Origin of the sequence: Alcanivorax sp., assembly GCF_017794965.1 — a bacterium.
In the GTDB taxonomy this organism is placed as follows: Bacteria; Pseudomonadota; Gammaproteobacteria; order Pseudomonadales; family Alcanivoracaceae; genus Alcanivorax.
In genome coordinates this window covers 1,762,587-1,779,783 of the sequence record NZ_CP051240.1, presented here as the reverse complement: position 1 = coordinate 1,779,783, position 17,197 = coordinate 1,762,587, and the positions used below count along the sequence as shown (strand labels likewise).

The following is a 17,197-nucleotide window of genomic DNA, read 5'->3' as shown; positions in this document are numbered from 1 at the left end:
TCAGGACTGGCTGGGCTTACGGCGGATATACAGCGTCTTGCTGACCCGGGCCACGCACTGACCCTGTTCATCGACAATGTCGATATCCCATTGAGGGAGATATTTATCCCCTGACGCTGTGTGCTTTCTGATCCGGTCGATGGTTTCATCCGAGAGATGGAAGTGGGCGCACACGCGGCCCTTGCCGGGTCGAATGAAGTCTATGCTGGCTGACTTGTCCCAGACAACATAGTCTGGCCCAAGCACATTCATGACCATCAGCATGTAGAACGGGTCGATCATGGAGTACAGGCTGCCGCCAAAATGCGTGCCCACATAATTGCGGTTGTACCAGTGCAGGCCCATGGAAACCTTGAGTTCACGGAAGTCTTCCGCCAGGTAATCCACCCGGACGCCGGCCCCCAGATAGGGGCCATAAAGATTGAGAAACCAGCGCAACCCCGCAGGGCTGCGGGCAAAACGACCGAGTAACTTACGCATTGCCAGGCTCCAACACTGCCAGAGCATCAAGCAGCCGCTTGCGCTCGGTTTCGCTGATACCGCCAACATGCTCCTTGAGCAGCTTGCGCATTTCATCCATCACCGCAAAGCCCTGCTTCTTCATTGCAGAGGGGAGCGTTTCCAGCTGCCACGCCAGGCGACGTTGCCGCTCGGCCTCCGGTGAGGGCACCCCTGCAAGGGCTTCAAACGCCACGGCCATCACCAGCATGGCGTCGTTACTGGCGTCTTCAGCGGGCAGAGCCAGGACCTGCTCCTGGAGGCGATGCCAGTCCTGCCAGTCGTCCAGTCGGGCAAGGCGCTCCTGGGCGCGGCGACGCAATTGCTGCACTTTCTTGTTGAGTCCGGCAGGTAGCCGGCCATCACTGGCCGCATCGAGCTCTGACAGGGTGTGTTTCAGCGTGGCGGCATTGGCGTCTGAAAATTCGGCAACCAGTGCCTGCTCCAGTGCGTCCAGGTGCTCGCCAATCACCGCCTGGCGTTGAGACTGGGCGGTCTTCTCTGCCTCTTTTTGCTTGTCTCTGGCCTTGAAAACGCGGTCAATCGCTTTGCGAAACTTTTTTTGCAGTGGGCGGTGGCGTGCGGGCGGTAGCCAGGCGGTGTTGCGCCACTGTTTCTGGATATCCAGGGCCTGCTGGATGGCATTGCGCAGATCGTCACCGTCCAGTGAGATTTTCTCCGCATTGGCGATCAATGCGTTGCGCTCGTTCTCTGCTTCCTTGCTATGCGCTTCCAGTTGCTCATCAAGGGTGGATAACGCGGCAGAAAACCGTTTCTGGGCATCACGGGCATCGGTAAAGCGTACCGGGTGATGACGCTGCCAGTCTCTCGGGGCCTGCTGGCGAATCTGCCAGATCCCCTCCCAGTCGGCCTTGCTCCAGTCTTGCAGATTGATAAAGCCTTCCAGCTGTTCAAGGAGTTCAATCCGTTTCGCCAGGTTGGCCTTGCGTTGGGCATCCTGTTCAGCAAAGTGGGCCTTGCAGGGTTCGTAAGCCACGTCGGTGGCGGCCTTGAAGCGATCCCACAAGGCCTGATCTTCATCTTGATCCGAGCTCATCAGGCTGCGCCATTCCTCATGCAGTGCCTGTATGGCGCTGGCCAGTTGTGGCGCATCCATGGTGCTGTCTGCGAGCAATTCCATCTTCTCGCACAGTTCCACTTTCTTGGGTTCGGCTGCAAAACGGTGCCAGTCCTGTAGTTCGGCGCGTCTGGGGGTGAGCTTTTCAAGCTCGCGGGCCAGTTGCGGGGCGTCCCCTTCGGCGATTACGGCTTCGGCCTTGTGCCATAGCCGGTTGGCATGCCGCAGGTTGCCTTTGCTCAGTTCCCGTTTCAGGGCGATCAGTAGCCCCCGGTGCGGGTTGGTGGTTTTCTTGTCCGGGGCCGGTTCCTTTCCGGTGCTCTCGACAATGGCATCGAGCAGAGGAGGGCGGGCGTATTCCGCCGGCCATTGCTGTGCCAGGCTGGCCAGTTTTTCCGGGTTGTCCCGGTTGTCGTTGGCCTCTGCCGCCAGGTCCAGCATGGCCTGGAAGGCCGCTGTCAGGTTATCGAAGGCATCCCGTTCATGAGTGGCCGGTTCGCTTTGCTGGCTGGCCCCCTGCCAGCGCCGCTGTTGGGTGGCAAGCGCAGAACGCAACTCTCCCAGCTGATGTTCCCAGGTCTCGCCACTGGCTTCACCCAGCAACTGATAGAGTGTTCGGCACGCTGCATTTCTTTCCATTTCAGCCGTTTCAGCCAGGGCTTTTCGGCGGTGTTCTTCCTGCAATTCTGCCAGTTGAGAGCGACAGCGATTGAGCGCCTGATTAACCCGGGAGGCAAGCTCTGGAGTGGCCACACTGGCAGACTCCTGCCATTGCTGCTCCAGTTGCTCAAGGCGTGGCCCGTAGAGGGCATCCACACGGCGGCGGGCATGCTGCTCAAAACGATCAGCCAGCTGGATAACCCGCGCTGATTCCGCGTTCTGTTGCTGTTGTTGTTCCTGTAATGCCTTGGCGGCATCACGGGCGATTCGCACAACCCGCTTGTCTCGGCCTTCCCGTGCCAGGCGTTTCAGATCGGGCAGTGTGTTAATGCGCTGGGCGGCACTGACGCGCACGGGTTCACTGGGGCCATCCACGGCCAGCGTCATCAGCAACGCCGGGTTATCGAGGCGTTCAATGGCTGCCTGCTGGCAGCGTTCGTCAGGGCTGTGTCTGGCCACATGGGCAAGGACATCCGGGTTGTTGGTCAGTCGAACCAGGCGCAGACGGGTGTCATGGGGCGGGGCTTCCTCGCAGGTGCCGGCCAGTAGCGCCATGATTCGCATGGAGGCGGATTCCCGCACGGAAGGGGCGCTATCCTGATTCAGGATGTCGTCGAGCAGGTTTAAATCGGTGATTCTGGTGGTTGCTGCCGCCCTGACCAGATCACTGGCGTCGCCACGTGCCAGCTGGGCAAGAGCGTCGCCTTCTGCAACAGCGGACATCCTTTCGATGGCCTTCAGGCGTATGTCGGGGTTGGTGTGTTGCCAGCGCGGTTTGAGAAATCGACCAAACATAGAATTCCAGGCCCGGTCTTTGCCGGGCATCCTGTTCTGTAATGGAGTCTGTCAGCGTTGCTGCTGCTCCAGTCTTGATGCAATAAGGGTGTCCTTTTCTTCCCAGAGTTCAGCAATCCATTGTTGAAATCGTTCCCGGAAGGCAGGATCGGCTTCATAGTTACCCTCTGAAGCCCAAGCCGGAATCACACGTTGGGTCACAACTACCTCAACGTTCTCCATGGCGCCACCCAGATAGGCAAGCAGGGAGCGGGGGGCTTCCGGGGGGTAAATAATGGTCACATCAAGCAGATTTCGCAAATGCCCGGACATGGCCCCCAGGGTGAACGCGGCGCCACCGGCCTTGGGTTTGAGCAAGTACTGGTAGGGGGACTGCTGTTGATCATGTTTGGCCTGGGTGAAGCGGGTACCTTCAAAAAAGTTCATCACCGAGGTAGGGAAGTAGGCAAACTTCTCACAGGCCTTGCGTGTGGTTTCCAGATCCTTGCCCTTGAGTTCCGGGTTCTTCGCAATTTCCTCTTTGGTGTAGCGCTTCATAAAGGGGAAATCCAGCCCCCACCATGCCAGCCCCAGAACCGGCACCTTGATCAGCTCCTGCTTGAGAAAGAATTTGAGGAACGGAATCCGGCGGTTGGAAATACGCTGGAGAACCAGAATGTCTGCCCAGCTCTGGTGATTGCAGGTGACCAGATACCACTGGTCCCGGTCCAGACGATCCATTCCGGAAACCTGCCATTTGATCCGGCTGGTGCCGGCAACGATCAGGTTATTGATGGCAATCCAGGTCTCTGCAATGGCGACAAGCACCCTGGAGAGCATGACTTGGGCCTTTTCAAAACGCAGTACCAATCGAAGCAGCACAAACAGGTAAAGGACAGGGCAGAGGATAAGGGTGTTGATGACGATGCCGATGAGAGCGGCGATGCCACGAATTTTATGCCAGTTATTCATAGTCGAGTCTTAATCTAAATGCCTTCGGGAATGCTACCCAATGACCGCTCATAAGTCCCATTCGGTTTCGGTCAAAAACTGTTGGTAGAAGGCTTTACGGTAGGGCTATTCTGTGACAATGAACAGGAAGTTTTGCCAGTCTTTCTGGCTTGTTGCGGGGATTTTCCTGGTGCCCGGGGTGTATGCAGAAACAGAACAAGACACCGATCCGGCACCGGCTGAAGTGGTGGGGAAGAGTGCGCATCCCTGTACCCACCATAGTGACCGCAATGGCTGGGTAGATCGCACCCATAGCTGGATGTCCCGGACGGTCTGCGGACCAAGTCGCTGGGTCGATGGTTTTTTTGGTGGTCCCAACGAGGTCTACAGCGAAGAGCCCGGCACCCAGCTGCGCGTAATCGGAGCGTCCCGTTTCCAGGAGCATGATGGTGACGAGAGCGAATTGAAGGTGCGCGCCCGTGTGGAATTGCCCAATGCACAGCACCGCCTCAGCTTGATGTTCCGCAATGATGACGACACCAGTGACGAATTGCGCAACGATCTGGACAGCCGGCCAGAGGAAGTGGGGGAAAACAATACCGGGTATCGTGCTGCCCTTCGCTGGATGGTCAATATGCCTGACCGCATGGATGTGGATCTGGATGCCGGCGTCCGCTCAGAGCTCACGGCTTTTGTCAGGGGACGCTACCGCTTCACGACCCCGGTAGGTAATACCCTGGCCACCTTTCGTTTTACGGAGAAAATGTACTGGGAAGACCCGGATGGATTCGGGGCCAACAGCCTGTTCGAGATTGACCGGCCATTCACCGAACGCTCCACGGTGCGCCTGGCCAGCGAATGGGAGATCAGTGAAGAGTTCAACGAAATGGAGCGGGGCTGGTATTTCAATCAGTCCGCCAGTGTCTATTTTCGTCTTGGCGATCAGAGTGGTATTGGCGCCAGTGCCGGCTTTGATGGTTTCACCAGCCCGGTTTCTGCGGTAAAGACCTGGCGAACCAGCGTGCGATTCCGTCGCAGTGTCTGGCGACCATGGTTCTTCTATGAGGTCGAGCCCTATGTATTCTGGCCCAGGGAAGAGAATTACAAGGGTGTTTCCGGGGTGGTGTTGCGGCTCGAGGTTCAGGCCGGCCTTCCTTACCACTGATGGCGCCCGGGCATGGCCTGCATGCCCGGGAGCAGACGAACTAGTTCGCCCAGCCGCTGGTGCGGCGACGACCTGAGCGGGAGCGCATGATCAAGCCGATCACCAGGCCGGCACCGAGGATGGCCAGGCCTGTGAGCCACTCGCGATAGCGATTACTGCTGCGCAGCATCACGTTTTCAGCCTTAACCTGATCCAGTTCAGAACGCAGCAGGCTCAGCTCTTCATTGAGGCGACGGTTTGCCTGGTCGAGACGAATGGGGTCAGAGGCCACTTCCTGGAGCTGTTCCAGTTCATCGCTCCGGGAGGTCAGTGAATCCTTTAGCGTCTGGGACTGTTCGGCCAGGGCATCCCGCTCGCCCTTGATCTCGGCAAGTTGGGTGCGCAGCTTGGCGGCTTCGGCCTTGGCTGCCTCACTGTCACTGCGGGCCCGCTCCAGCAGAATGGCGGCAGTGGGAGACTGGCTCAGGTACTGCTTGCCGATATACCCCTCGATATCGCCATACTGAATCTTGGCCCAGTCGCCATCGAAACCGAAAAACTCGACCCGGGTACCGCTTTTGATACCGCGGTGAACAATGCGCCCACCAGGATTGGCCGCTGCCCGAATGGGCACATAGATACTGTCGTCTACCCAGGCCGCCGCAGCATGGGTGTTGCCCCAGCTGGCAGCCAGGAACAACGCGAGAGTCAGACGTTTAAGCATTGGAGGGGCTCCTTTGTTCAAGCGGCGCAGTCTACTGCACGGGAGCAGGCTACGGCGCAACAATAATCACAATTCGGGTGGCTTACCCTGTTGGCTTTGTAAAAAATCGCAAAGCGATGTGTCAGGGCAGCACTTTCTTGAACGGTTTGACCACCACCCCGGCGTAAACGCCGGCCGCGATATAGGGGTCGGCGTCTGCCCATTGCTGCGCGGCTTCCAGGGAGTCGAATTCTGCCACGACCAGAGAACCGGTAAAGCCCGCTTCCCCGGGGTCGTCACTGTCGATGGCTGGGTGGGGGCCAGCCAGCACCAGACGCCCCTGGTCACGCAGGGATTCCAATCGGGCAAGGTGGTCAGCGCGGGCTTGTTTGCGTAACGGCAGTGAATCCGCAACGTCCTGGCTGATGATGGCGTACAGCATGTCAGAATCCTTTCAGGTGGTAATTACTTGTGTTGTTCCAGCATTTCTTCAAAGCTCAGCCCGGTGAGCCGGGTAAGTCGGCGTATTAGATAGAACAGGGCGGCTGCGAAAATGATCATGGACGGTATGACGATGACCGGATAGCTCAATGCGGTCATTTTGGCCAGTTCTTCGTTGAAGGCCACCGTGCCGGGCGGGCTTTGCAGAATCACCTTGGCCAGAACGTAATTCAGGACTGATGATACAAAGAACGAGCCCGCAATCATCCACGAAGCGGTGGTCAGTGTGCGCTCGAAATCAGTCTCGGTGCCCTTGAAAGCCAGGCCTGCCGCGATTTTTTCGGTGGCAAAGATCTTGTCGTTATAGACAAAGGTGCGCACCAACGGCCAGCGGGTGTAGAGCGACCCTACCGTGGCGATACCCAGAATGCCGGGGATGGTCGCTTCCTTGATGGCCATGTATTCGGCATCCAGTTCCAGCAGCCCGATCCCGCCGGTGAGCATGATGCTGACAATGCCCAGTGCTGAATAGAAGTTGACCTTGCCGTTGCCGATCAGGTCCTTGAGGCCGTAGGCAAAGGGAAACGCCAGTGCGACCACAATGGCCAGCTTGGTGCCCAGGTACTCGTCGCTGGACAGCTTGCTGAGAATCAGGGTGGGAATGATGATGTTCAGCAGCAGATTGGCGAGCAGGCTTTCTTTCTTCGCAGGCGGTGCGCTGGCGCGTTCTGTGTCGGTTGAGTTGGTCATGCGGGACGAATTTTACCTTGGCTTGTGAATAAGGGCAGCGCAGGCGCAGATGTTAACCACATCGGCGCAGCAATTCACCCTGCAATATGATAGGTTGTCGACCTTGTTAAAGGTGCCCGGTTCCATGTCAATTCAGCATTCAGAGTGTTTCGATCTGCATAGCCACAGTCTGGCCTCGGACGGTGCGCTGTCGCCTGCGGACCTGGTGAATCGGGCGGCTGACTATGGCGTAACTGCCCTGGCGTTGACGGATCACGACACCCTGGCGGGCTTGCCTGAAGCTCGCCAGGCTGCGAAAGAGCGTGGTATCCGGTTGATCAACGGGATCGAGTTCTCGGTGCGACATGACAATCGGGAATACCACATACTCGGCCTGGGGCTGGATAGCGACAATCCCCAGTTGTGTGAGCGGGTGGCCAGTCAGCAACAGGCCCGGGTGAACCGCGCCCGTGAAATTGGCCGACGCCTGGACAAGGCGGCAGGACTGGCGAACAGCTATGAGCGCACCTGCGAATTGGCTGACAGCCAGGCACCAGGTCGCCCCTGGTTTGCCAAATACCTGGAGCAGGCTGGGCGGGTTCGCAACGGCCGTCATGCGTTCAACCGGTTTCTCAAGCAGGGCCAGTCTGCCTTTGTGGCCACCCCCTGGTGCAGCATGGAAGAGGCCATCGAGGATATACACGCAGCGGGCGGACAGGCGGTAGTGGCGCATCCCCATGGCTACGGCCTTACCCGCAAGAAACTGAGGCAATTACTCACCGCATTCAAGGCGCAGGGGGGGGACGGATTGGAGGTGGCCATGCCCGGTCTCACCCGTCAGCAGCAGGAACTGCTTAATGAATGCTGGCAGCATTTTGACTTGAAGGTGTCCGCGGGCTCCGACTTCCACTCGCCAGAACAGAAGTGGCTGGCATTGGGCCGTCTTCCAGATATCCCCCGTGGAGCCACACCGGTTTGGCAGAGCTTTAATCAATAAAAACAAAATGTTGAAGCTCAAAGTTAAAGCTGCATATCATTCAAGAGACAGAACGAAAGCGGAATCAGCATGACTGAAGTGCTCTATATTCATCCGGAAACACCCCAGCCGCGGCTGATACGTCAGGCGGTGGACGTGATCCGCAAAGGCGGGCTGATTGCCTACCCGACGGACACTACTTATGCACTGGGCTGCTGTATCGGGGAAAAGAATGCCCTCAATCGACTGATCCGGCTGCGCCGTCTCGACAAGAAGCACCAGTTTACCCTGTTGTGCGAGGACCTCTCTGCACTGGCGACCTATGCCAAGGTGGAAAACCCGGATTATCGCCTGATCAAGGCGCATACCCCTGGGCCCTATACCTTTATCCTCAATGGCACCACTGAAGTGCCGCGCCGGCTGATGGATGCCAAGAAGCGCACCATCGGTATCCGTGTGCCGGACCATCCCATCTGTCAGGCGCTGCTGGCTGAGCATGGCCAGCCGATCATGACCTCCACCTGCCACTTGCCGGATGACGAGTTTCCGTTGACCGACCCTCAGGACGTCCGTGATTTCCTGCAGGGGCAGGTGGATCTGGTCATCGATGGAGGCTTTGGCGGGGTTCAGGAGACCACGGTGATCTCCCTGGTAGATGGCGGGGGACCAGAGGTGATTCGTGAAGGTGCTGGCCCCCTCGACAGCATTTATTAGGTTTATCGCGGAATTGCGGCATAACACATCTTTCCAGGAGTGGACGGAGGTGATTTCGGTTTTGATGTGAGAATCGGAGCAATGTTTGCTGACCCTGATGTTCAGTCAGCTTTGCGGTTAACCATTTATTTGGTCCATTGGCGAAGATTTAGCCAGTGACGCCCGTCGGGACGGCATTATGCTGTCCCTGATCCCCTTGTTCACCGTATAATCGCTTGCTTTGCTGGCGCCTGATCGAGGGTGGTGGCACTGATCGGGCATAAGGAGTTGATTTTGAGTTCCGTGGTTTCTTCCCAGCGCGTTGTTTCCGGCATGCGAGCCACTGGCCGCCTGCACCTGGGGCACTACCATGGCGTGCTCAAGAACTGGGTGCGTCTGCAGCATGAATTCGAATGCTTTTTCTTTGTGGCTGACTGGCATGGGCTGACCACGGAATACGAAAATCCCCAGAATATCGAGCGCCATGTGTGGGATCTGGTCATCGACTGGCTGGCCGCCGGGGTCAACCCGGGCTCCGCCACCCTGTTTATCCAGAGCCAGGTGCCCGAGCATGCGGAGTTGCATCTGCTGCTGTCGATGATGACACCCTTGTCCTGGCTGGAGCGGGTTCCCACCTACAAGGATCAGCAGGAAAAACTGCGCGAAAAAGATCTCAGCACTTACGGTTTCCTGGGCTATCCGCTGCTGCAATCCGCCGACATTCTTGCCTACCGGGCCGGTCAGGTGCCGGTGGGTGCCGATCAGGTTGCCCATGTGGAATTGACCCGCGAAGTGGCCCGCCGTTTCAATCACCTGTACGGGCGCGAGCCGGGCTTCGAGGAAGCGGTGGAAGCGGCCATCAAGAAAATGGGCAAGAAACAGTCGAAGATCTATGTGAATCATCGTCGTCAGTATCAGGAAAAAGGCGACGAAACCGCGTTGGAAACCGCGCGCGCACTGGTCGACGCCCAACAGAACATCACTCTGGGTGACAAGGAGCGCCTGCTGGGCGATCTGGAAGGGGGCGGCAAGGTCATCCTGCCGGAGCCCCAGGCATTGTTAACGCCGGCGTCCAAAATGCCCGGGCTGGATGGGCAGAAGATGTCCAAGTCCTACGGCAATTTTATCAGCATGCGTGAAGAGCCGGCGGAAGTGGAAAGCAAGATCCGCCGTATGCCCACCGATCCCGCCAGGGTTCGTCGCACCGATGCGGGCAATCCTGATAACTGTCCGGTGTGGCAGTTCCACATGGTGTATTCCGACGAACCCACCCGGGACTGGGTGCGTGACGGTTGCACCAGCGCGGGTATCGGTTGCCTGGATTGCAAAAAACCGATTATCGAGGCAGTTCAGGAAGAGTTGGAGCCCATTCGCAAGCGTGCCGAGGAGCATTTGCGTAACCCGGATCTGGTGCGCACCATTGTGGCAGAGGGCTGTGAAGAGGCTCGTGAAGCCGCACGCGCCACGCTGGAAGAAGTGCGTGTCAGCATGGGCCTGAACTACCGCTAACGCGGCCAGGGAACGACGATGACGGAAACGGCAGAACCGACAACGCAGCCCCCCCCTGATGGGCAGCACGCCCAGCAGGCGGAGATGCCGTTCGGGCTGGTCTACGGCAAGGCAATTACCAAGCTGCCGGATGATCTGTACATCCCGCCGGATGCACTGGAAGTGTTCCTGGAAGCGTTCGAGGGACCGCTGGATCTGTTGCTTTACCTGATCAAACGCCAGAATCTGGACATCCTCGATGTGCCGGTGGCCACCATCACCGTGCAGTACATGGAGTATGTGGAGCTGATGAAGGCCATGAACTTCGAGCTGGCGGCGGAGTATCTGGTCATGGCCGCCATGCTGGGCGAGATCAAGTCGCGCATGCTGCTTCCGCGCCAGTCCGAAGACGATGACGAGGAAGGCGAAGATCCGCGCGCTGAGTTGATTCGTCGTCTCCAGGAATATGAACGCTTCAAGAAGGCGGCCGAAGACATCGACGAGCTGCCACGGCTGGAACGGGACGTGTTCCCGGCGGCAGCCAAACGTCCAGAATACACCCGGGAGAAAGCCCAGCCGGATGTGGACATGCGCGAACTGTTGCTGGCCCTCAAGGAGGTCATGCACCGGGCAGACATGTTCGAAAGTCACCAGGTCTCCCGCGAGAAGCTGTCCACCCGTGAGCGCATGGCCAATGTGCTCGACAAGCTCAAGGGTCGAGAATTCGTTCCCTTCATCGAGCTGTTCAACCCGGAAGAGGGCAGGCTTGGGGTGGTAGTGAGCTTTCTGGCCGTACTGGAACTGGTCAAGGGGGCCCTGATCGAACTGGTTCAAAACGAACCCTTTGCGCCGATCCATGTAAAGGCCAAGACCCTGGTGATGGAAGAATCAGACGTGCTTGCCCAGCTGGAGCTGGAAGACGAGCCGGAAACGGAGAATGACGCCCATGACGGTACCGAGGGGTAAGCGTGGACGCTGACAAGATCAAGAAAGTGATTGAAGCCGCTATCCTGGTTGCTGAAGGGCCGCTGGATCGCGATGCCATGCTGATGCTGTTCGACGAAGAAGATCAGCCCAGCAAACCGGAGTTGGCCAAGCTGCTGGAGTCACTGGCGGAAGACTATGCCGATCGCGGTATTTATCTGCGCGAGGTGGCGTCCGGGTTCCGCTTTCAGGCACGTCCCGAGCTGGGGCAGTGGGTCAGCCGGCTGTGGCAGGAAAAACCGCCCCGCTACAGCCGGGCCATTTTGGAAACCCTGGCCCTGATCGCTTATCGCCAGCCCATTACCCGTGGCGAAATCGAAGAGATTCGTGGCGTTTCGGTAAGCTCGCATATCGTCAAAAGTTTGCTGGAGCGAAACTGGGTGCGTGTGGTGGGGCATCGCGATGTGCCTGGCCGACCTGCCATGTTCGCCACCACACGGCAGTTCCTGGATTATTTCGACCTGAAAAGTCTTGAGGATTTGCCGCCGCTCTCGGAAATCCGTGATCTGGACAAGGTCAACGAAGAACTTGAACTCACCGATGTTCCCCCGGTAAACGCCGCCCCCGGTGACCATGATGAAGCGCCGCAAGGTGAAGATGGTCAGGGGTTGCTGGAAGAGGAGCACGAAGCCCGGCTGCCCAGCGACCAGGAGAGCTTCCCGGGGCTGGAGCAAGAACCGGATGTGGATGAAGCGGACCTGATGAGCATGGATAACGTGGATGCCGTGCTGGCCAGTTTCGAGGATGAATTCCGCCGCAAGCCTGCTCGGCAGGCAGACAATGATGGCGAAGACACATCACAAGGCACTGCAGAAGAAAACAGGGATCAAGCGCCCGTCGAGGACGAACAGGGCAACAGTGAAGACCGTAATGAGAGCAGTGAAGAGCACTTCGCTGACGTGACAGCCGCTGAGGCTGCCAATACCGAGGACAGCCCGAATCGTCATGAGTGAAACGGAAAAATTGCAGAAGGTCCTGGCCCGGGCGGGCCTGGGTTCACGCCGGGAACTGGAAACCTGGATCGAGGCAGGTCGGGTTTCCGTCAATGGCAATATCGCCACTCTGGGTGACCGGGTTGGCCCTGAAGATGTGCTCCGAGTGGATGGCAGGACAATCAAAGTGAAGCCAGAAGAAGACATCGAACAGCGTGTGATCATGTACCACAAGCCTCCGGGCGAGGTGTGTTCACGCAACGACCCGGAAGGTCGACCCACGGTGTTTGATAATCTGCCGCGTTTGAATGGCCTGCGCTGGGTACAGGTGGGGCGTCTTGATATCAGTACCACCGGCCTGCTGCTGTTCACTACGGATGGGGAGCTGGCTCACCGCCTGATGCATCCCTCCAATGGCTTCGTGCGCGAATATGCCGTGCGTGTGCGTGGTGAGCTCACCGCGGAAAAACGGCAAGCCATGCTGGACGGTGTGCTGCTGGAAGACGGGGTGTCCAAATTCGAGACCATCGAGGATGCCGGTGGTGCGGAAGAGGGTGCCAACCACTGGTACAAGGTCACGCTGGTAGGCGGTAAATACCGTGAAGTCCGGCGCCTGTTTCAGTCACAGGACCTGGATGTGGCGCGCTTGATGCGGATTCGTTTTGGCGATCTGCGTCTTCCTCCGCAGCTCCGTCAGGGGCGCTGGATGGAGCTGGAGCCCCAGCAGATTCAGGGCCTGATCGACAAGGTTGAGCTGAAGGGTAAAAAATATACCGGCCTGTACGGTCGAGCCCGCCTGCGCCACCAGAAAGGCAGCAAGCCCCCCCGCAAAGCCCGCCGCGGACCCTACCGTCGTTAAAATCCTGTAAGACGGTTTTTACCACCACAGCGATCACAGCGTTTACTGAGGAAATGCCTTGGTGAAGCAGTGATCTCTGTGCTCCTTGGTTGCACAGCCTTACCGTAGGAGCGGCGCTCGAGCCGCGAACAGCTTGTATGAGCGTTGCGAGAAGCGTGTTACGAAGAGCAAAACACTCGTGTTTGGCGGTGTTATAGCCTTTCGCTTTGCGTTACTCGCTGGCGCTCGATTCGCGCCCCAAGTGGCGCTCCTACAGCCCAAGCATGCGTTAACGCTGACTATGTTTTGCTCAGTGAACGCCGTGATCTCTGTGGTAAAACAAGGCTTTCAGGGCAGTTGCATTAACCGTCCCACCAGGGCGGGCAGGGCAGTTTCTACCCGTAATATGCGCGAGCCGAAGCTGAAACAGCTGAATCCCTGCTTCTGCAGCATCTCCACCTCATAATCGGTCCAACCGCCTTCGGGGCCAATGGCCAGGGTGGTTGGTGAGGTCTGGCTGTGCGGCATGGGGGGATGGTCGCCGGGGTGGGCAAGAATGCGTTGGCTGTTGCCCGCCCAGCTATCCAGGTTATCTTCCACAAACGGTCGAAAGCGGGGGGCCAGGGTCAGGGTCGGGAGCACCGTATCGCGAGCCTGCTCAAGCCCCAGCAACATCTTTTCACGAAGCAGATCAGCCTTGAGATTGGGGGTCTGCCAGTAGCTCTTGTCCACCTTCCAGCTGTTGATCAGCACAATCTGTTTAATCCCCAGGCTGGTGGCGTCGATGAGCAGGCGTTTGAGCATCTTCGGGCGGGGAAGGGCGAGCAACAGGGAGAGTCCCGGAGGAGACACGGGCTGCGAATCTGCTTTAAAAAATACCTCTATCTCACTGTTTTTAATGGTTTCTATTGTGGCTAATCCCACGTCACCATTCAGTAGTCCTGCGCGTATTTGCTGACCCGGCACCCCATTGAGGACTGTCAGGACATGCTGCGCCTGTCGGGGTGTCAGCCGCCATCGGGCCCCTGCAAGGTGCTGTTCTGGTGTGAGAAGTAGCAGATTCATGGCGCGGATTATGGCACAGCCCTGACGTAAATCACTGTTTCCTTGGCTCAAACGGCCCTTTGCGCCCGGAAATCAGATTGTTAGAGTTGCACACTTGTCTCGGAAGCACCAAAGAGTGGAGAAATTCATGCAGTTTCAGGGTACCGACCAATACGTCGCCACTGATGACCTCAAAATGGCGGTCAACGCCGCCATCGCGCTAAAGCGCCCCTTGCTGATCAAGGGCGAACCCGGCACCGGCAAGACCTTGCTCGCCGAACAGGTGGCCGAATCCCTGGGCTTGCCCCTGCTTTCCTGGAATGTGAAATCTACCACCAAGGCCCAGCAGGGCTTGTATGAGTACGATGCGGTCTCCCGCCTGCGTGATTCCCAGCTGGGTGCAGAGGGTGTGGAAGACGTGTCCAACTACCTGAAGAAAGGCAAGCTGTGGGAGGCCTTCACCCACGAAGGGCAGGTGGTATTGCTGATCGACGAGATCGACAAGGCCGACATCGAATTCCCCAACGATCTGCTCCAGGAGCTGGATCGCATGGAGTTCTTCGTCTATGAAACCGGTGAGCTGATCAAGGCCAAGCAGCGCCCCATTGTGATCATCACCTCCAACAACGAGAAGGAGCTGCCGGACGCCTTCCTGCGTCGCTGCTTCTTCCACTACATCAACTTCCCTGATGCCGAGACCATGCAGGCCATCGTTGATGTGCATTATCCCGAGATCAAGAAGAACCTGGTCACTGAAGCCCTACAGATCTTCTTCGACCTGCGCAAGGTGCCGGGCCTGAAGAAGAAGCCGTCCACCAGTGAGCTGATCGACTGGCTGAAGTTGTTGATGGCCGACGATATTCCGGAAGACGTGCTGCGCAACCGGGATACCAAGAGCGCGGTGCCGCCGCTGTACGGCGCACTGCTCAAGAACGAATCGGACGTGCAGCTGCTTGAGCGGTTGGCCTTCATGAATCGTCGCGAAAGCTGATAACTCCATGCTGATTGGTTTCTTTGAAAATCTGCGCCGCTACCGGGTTCCGGTAACGCTGCGTGAGTTGCTGGATCTCTGTTCAGCCCTGCAGGCCCATGTGGCGTTTGGCTCTGTAGAAGATTTCTACATGCTCAGCCGGGCGGTGATGGTCAAGGATGAGAAGTTCTATGACCGCTTCGATCAAGCCTTCGCCAGTTACTTTGAAGGGCTGGAAGAACTGGAACCGGACTGGCTCAGCAAGGTGATTCCGGACGAATGGCTGCGCAAGGAACTGGAAAAGAACCTGAGCCAGGAAGAGTTAGAGAAACTGCAAGGGCTGGGTAGCCTGGAAAAGATCCTCGACGAACTGCGCAAGCGCCTGGAAGAGCAGGAAAAGCGCCATCAGGGTGGTAACAAGTGGGTGGGTACCGGCGGTACCAGCCCCTTTGGTGGCCATGGTGCCAACCCGGAAGGGGTTCGCATGACCGGCCCTTCCCGGAACAAGAAGGCGGTGAAGGTTTGGGAGAAGCGGGAATTCCGTAATCTGGATGACTCCGTGGAGCTGGGTACCCGTAACATCAAGCTGGCCCTGCGGCGTCTGCGCAAGTTTGCCCGCACCAGCAACCAGGAAGAACTGGATCTGGACGACACCATCCGCTCCACCGCCGCCAATGCCGGCCTGCTCGACATCAAGATGCGTCGCGAGCAGGAGAACCGCGCCAAGGTGCTGCTGTTCTTCGATGTGGGCGGTTCCATGGATCCCTTCATCAAGATCTGCGAAGAGCTGTTCTCTGCCGCCCGGGTAGAGTTCAAGCACATGGAGTACTTCTACTTCCATAACTTCGTCTACGAATACGTGTGGAAGGATAATCGCCGTCGCTGGGACGAGAAGATGTCCACCTGGGACGTGCTCCACAAGTACGGCAGCGACTACAAGGTGATCTTTGTGGGCGATGCCGCCATGAGCCCCTACGAGGTGAATTCTGTGGGCGGCAGCGTGGAGCACTGGAACGATGAGGCCGGGGCGGTCTGGTTCCAGCGCATCATGGAGACCTACGAGAAGGTGGTGTGGTTGAACCCGGAACCCGAGCGCGCCTGGCAGATGACCACCTCAACCCAGTGGATCAAGCAGCTGGTGGAACACAATATGTTCCCGCTGACCCTGGAAGGCCTGGAAAAGGCCATGAGGCACTTGAGCAAGTGAACTTGCTCCTGATGCCACACCTTGTGGGAGCGTGCTTGCACGCGAAGGGTTTGGTATCCGTCATTCGCGTGCAAGCACGCTCCCACAGCGGTTTGATGAGTAACATCGCCAAAAACCAAAAGGCCGGACAAATGTCCGGCCTTTTTGCTTTTTCCGTCCGGCATCAAGCGTCCGGCATCCGGCATACATTCACGCCGCGTTGTCGATGATCTTCACTGGCTCACCATCGGTGATATGCAGGTGATCAATATAGTCGGCGAGGGCGCGAAGCTGGTTGTCGTCCAGGTCCGGCAGGGTTTTCTTCAGCATCAGGCGCATGGCGCCTTTCACGGCGGACGTCGCCGCGCTGGCCATCTTGCGCAGTACGATGCCTACCTGCAGCAGTCGCACGGACTCATTGATGTAGACCTCAACAGCCTGGTCAGTGAGCTTGTCCAGCACGTCCATGGCCACCGGAACATATTCCTTCGGGTTATCACCACGCAAGCCCACCAGCAGACCATCAATATCGCTGGACAGGTCATCGGTAACCGGCACCCCCATCCAGGGCTGAATCTCACCTTCAACCTCAACATCCAGCATCAGGCCGGCAACGTGCTCTCCCATGGGGCGGAGTTGCTTGTTGTCCATCTTTTTCAGGGAGGCGCTGGCAATGGAGGAGCCCGCCTTGTTGATGGTGCCTGCGGTGCTGCGAACCATTTTGGCCATGAAATTCTGCATTTCCAGCACATCAATCAGCTTGAGCAGGAAGCCATCCAGCAGGTCCTCAATCAGCAGCTCGATGGTGGACATGGCCAGTTTGTTCTGCGGCTCGGACACACCCATGTGCAGGTTGATGATTAACTTCTCGGTTTCACTGCGCAGTTCGGCGGAGCAGGGGAAGGCCACAAATGGCTGTGTCATGGTTGTCCCTCGGGGTCTGTAAAAGAAACGGCTATGCAGGAAGCATAGGCAGCAGGTATACAGTGAGACAATGACGCAAAATATTCCCGAATGTTGCGTTGTGACAATTGAATTCGCTCTTTTGCGCACCGTTCGTCGTCTTTAACAACACTTCTGAACCTTGTTCTGGTTCTCCCATGGCCTG

17 protein-coding genes are annotated in these 17,197 nt (G+C 57.8%); 9 read left to right on the top strand and 8 right to left on the bottom strand.

Annotated features, from left to right (window positions below; translation table 11 throughout):
- Genes HF945_RS07945 through HF945_RS07935 form a run of 3 tightly spaced genes read right to left on the bottom strand, consistent with a single transcriptional unit; the run spans position 1 to position 3,982 of the window.
- Positions 1-480, bottom strand: a complete 480-nt coding sequence (locus HF945_RS07945) for a DUF4442 domain-containing protein (RefSeq protein WP_290525197.1) — start codon at positions 478-480, stop codon at positions 1-3.
- Complete coding sequence (locus tag HF945_RS07940; protein ID WP_290525196.1) at positions 473-3,031, bottom strand: DUF349 domain-containing protein; 2,559 nt, start codon at positions 3,029-3,031, stop codon at positions 473-475. The genes HF945_RS07945 and HF945_RS07940 overlap by 8 nt, the downstream gene beginning before the upstream one ends.
- Before the next feature lie 51 nt (positions 3,032-3,082).
- Entirely contained in the window at positions 3,083-3,982 is a 900-nt protein-coding gene (locus tag HF945_RS07935) for an acyltransferase (RefSeq protein ID WP_290525195.1), read from the bottom strand.
- 118 nt (positions 3,983-4,100) lie between these two features.
- Between HF945_RS07935 and HF945_RS07930 the strand changes: the two genes are divergently transcribed.
- Complete coding sequence (locus tag HF945_RS07930; RefSeq protein WP_290525194.1) at positions 4,101-5,126, top strand: hypothetical protein; 1,026 nt, start codon at positions 4,101-4,103, stop codon at positions 5,124-5,126.
- Positions 5,127-5,166: 40 nt separating this feature from the next.
- Here the strand turns inward: HF945_RS07930 and HF945_RS07925 are convergent, their stop codons facing one another.
- The 3 genes from HF945_RS07925 to HF945_RS07915 all read right to left on the bottom strand — a co-directional run bounded on the left by HF945_RS07925 (position 5,167) and on the right by HF945_RS07915 (position 6,999).
- Positions 5,167-5,829, bottom strand: a complete 663-nt coding sequence (locus tag HF945_RS07925; RefSeq protein WP_290525193.1) for a TIGR04211 family SH3 domain-containing protein — start codon at positions 5,827-5,829, stop codon at positions 5,167-5,169.
- 121 nt (positions 5,830-5,950) lie between these two features.
- On the bottom strand, positions 5,951-6,250 hold the full coding sequence (locus HF945_RS07920; protein WP_290525192.1) for a YciI family protein: 300 nt from the start codon (positions 6,248-6,250) through the stop codon (positions 5,951-5,953).
- A gap of 23 nt (positions 6,251-6,273) precedes the next feature.
- On the bottom strand, positions 6,274-6,999 hold the full coding sequence (locus HF945_RS07915; RefSeq protein WP_290525191.1) for a VC0807 family protein: 726 nt from the start codon (positions 6,997-6,999) through the stop codon (positions 6,274-6,276).
- Positions 7,000-7,123: 124 nt separating this feature from the next.
- Here HF945_RS07915 and HF945_RS07910 point away from each other — a divergent pair, with 124 nt between their 5' ends.
- The 6 genes from HF945_RS07910 (at position 7,124) to rluB (ending at position 12,910) form a co-directional block, all read left to right on the top strand.
- Positions 7,124-7,975, top strand: coding sequence for a PHP domain-containing protein (locus tag HF945_RS07910; protein ID WP_290525190.1), 852 nt, complete (start codon positions 7,124-7,126; stop codon positions 7,973-7,975).
- 69 nt (positions 7,976-8,044) lie between these two features.
- Positions 8,045-8,668, top strand: a complete 624-nt coding sequence (locus tag HF945_RS07905; RefSeq protein WP_290525189.1) for an L-threonylcarbamoyladenylate synthase — start codon at positions 8,045-8,047, stop codon at positions 8,666-8,668.
- Positions 8,669-8,941: 273 nt separating this feature from the next.
- Positions 8,942-10,156 carry a tryptophan--tRNA ligase gene (locus HF945_RS07900; RefSeq protein ID WP_290525188.1) on the top strand — a complete coding sequence of 405 codons (1,215 nt, stop codon included), beginning with the start codon at positions 8,942-8,944 and terminating at the stop codon, positions 10,154-10,156.
- An 18-nt stretch (positions 10,157-10,174) separates the two neighbouring features.
- Positions 10,175-11,101 (top strand): ScpA family protein, encoded by a 927-nt coding sequence (locus HF945_RS07895; protein ID WP_366492822.1) that lies wholly within the window; start codon positions 10,175-10,177, stop codon positions 11,099-11,101.
- 2 nt (positions 11,102-11,103) lie between these two features.
- On the top strand, positions 11,104-12,072 hold the full coding sequence (scpB, locus tag HF945_RS07890) for an SMC-Scp complex subunit ScpB (RefSeq protein ID WP_290525187.1): 969 nt from the start codon (positions 11,104-11,106) through the stop codon (positions 12,070-12,072).
- Positions 12,065-12,910, top strand: a complete 846-nt coding sequence (gene rluB / locus HF945_RS07885) for a 23S rRNA pseudouridine(2605) synthase RluB (RefSeq protein WP_290525186.1) — start codon at positions 12,065-12,067, stop codon at positions 12,908-12,910. The genes scpB and rluB overlap by 8 nt, the downstream gene beginning before the upstream one ends.
- A 327-nt stretch (positions 12,911-13,237) precedes the next feature.
- On the opposite strand, the gene HF945_RS07880 is transcribed toward rluB, so the two are convergent.
- Positions 13,238-13,954 (bottom strand): 16S rRNA (uracil(1498)-N(3))-methyltransferase, encoded by a 717-nt coding sequence (locus HF945_RS07880; RefSeq protein ID WP_290525185.1) that lies wholly within the window; start codon positions 13,952-13,954, stop codon positions 13,238-13,240.
- Positions 13,955-14,081: 127 nt separating this feature from the next.
- Between HF945_RS07880 and HF945_RS07875 the strand changes: the two genes are divergently transcribed.
- Together HF945_RS07875 and HF945_RS07870 are read left to right on the top strand one after the other, a co-directional pair.
- Positions 14,082-14,924 (top strand): MoxR family ATPase, encoded by an 843-nt coding sequence (locus HF945_RS07875; RefSeq protein WP_290525184.1) that lies wholly within the window; start codon positions 14,082-14,084, stop codon positions 14,922-14,924.
- A 7-nt stretch (positions 14,925-14,931) separates the two neighbouring features.
- A complete protein-coding gene (locus HF945_RS07870) occupies positions 14,932-16,110 on the top strand; it encodes a VWA domain-containing protein (RefSeq protein WP_290525183.1) in 1,179 nt (392 codons plus the stop codon).
- Between the two features lie 189 nt (positions 16,111-16,299).
- Here the strand turns inward: HF945_RS07870 and HF945_RS07865 are convergent, their stop codons facing one another.
- Entirely contained in the window at positions 16,300-17,013 is a 714-nt protein-coding gene (locus tag HF945_RS07865) for a hypothetical protein (protein ID WP_290525182.1), read from the bottom strand.
- Between the last annotated feature and the right edge of the window lie 184 nt (positions 17,014-17,197).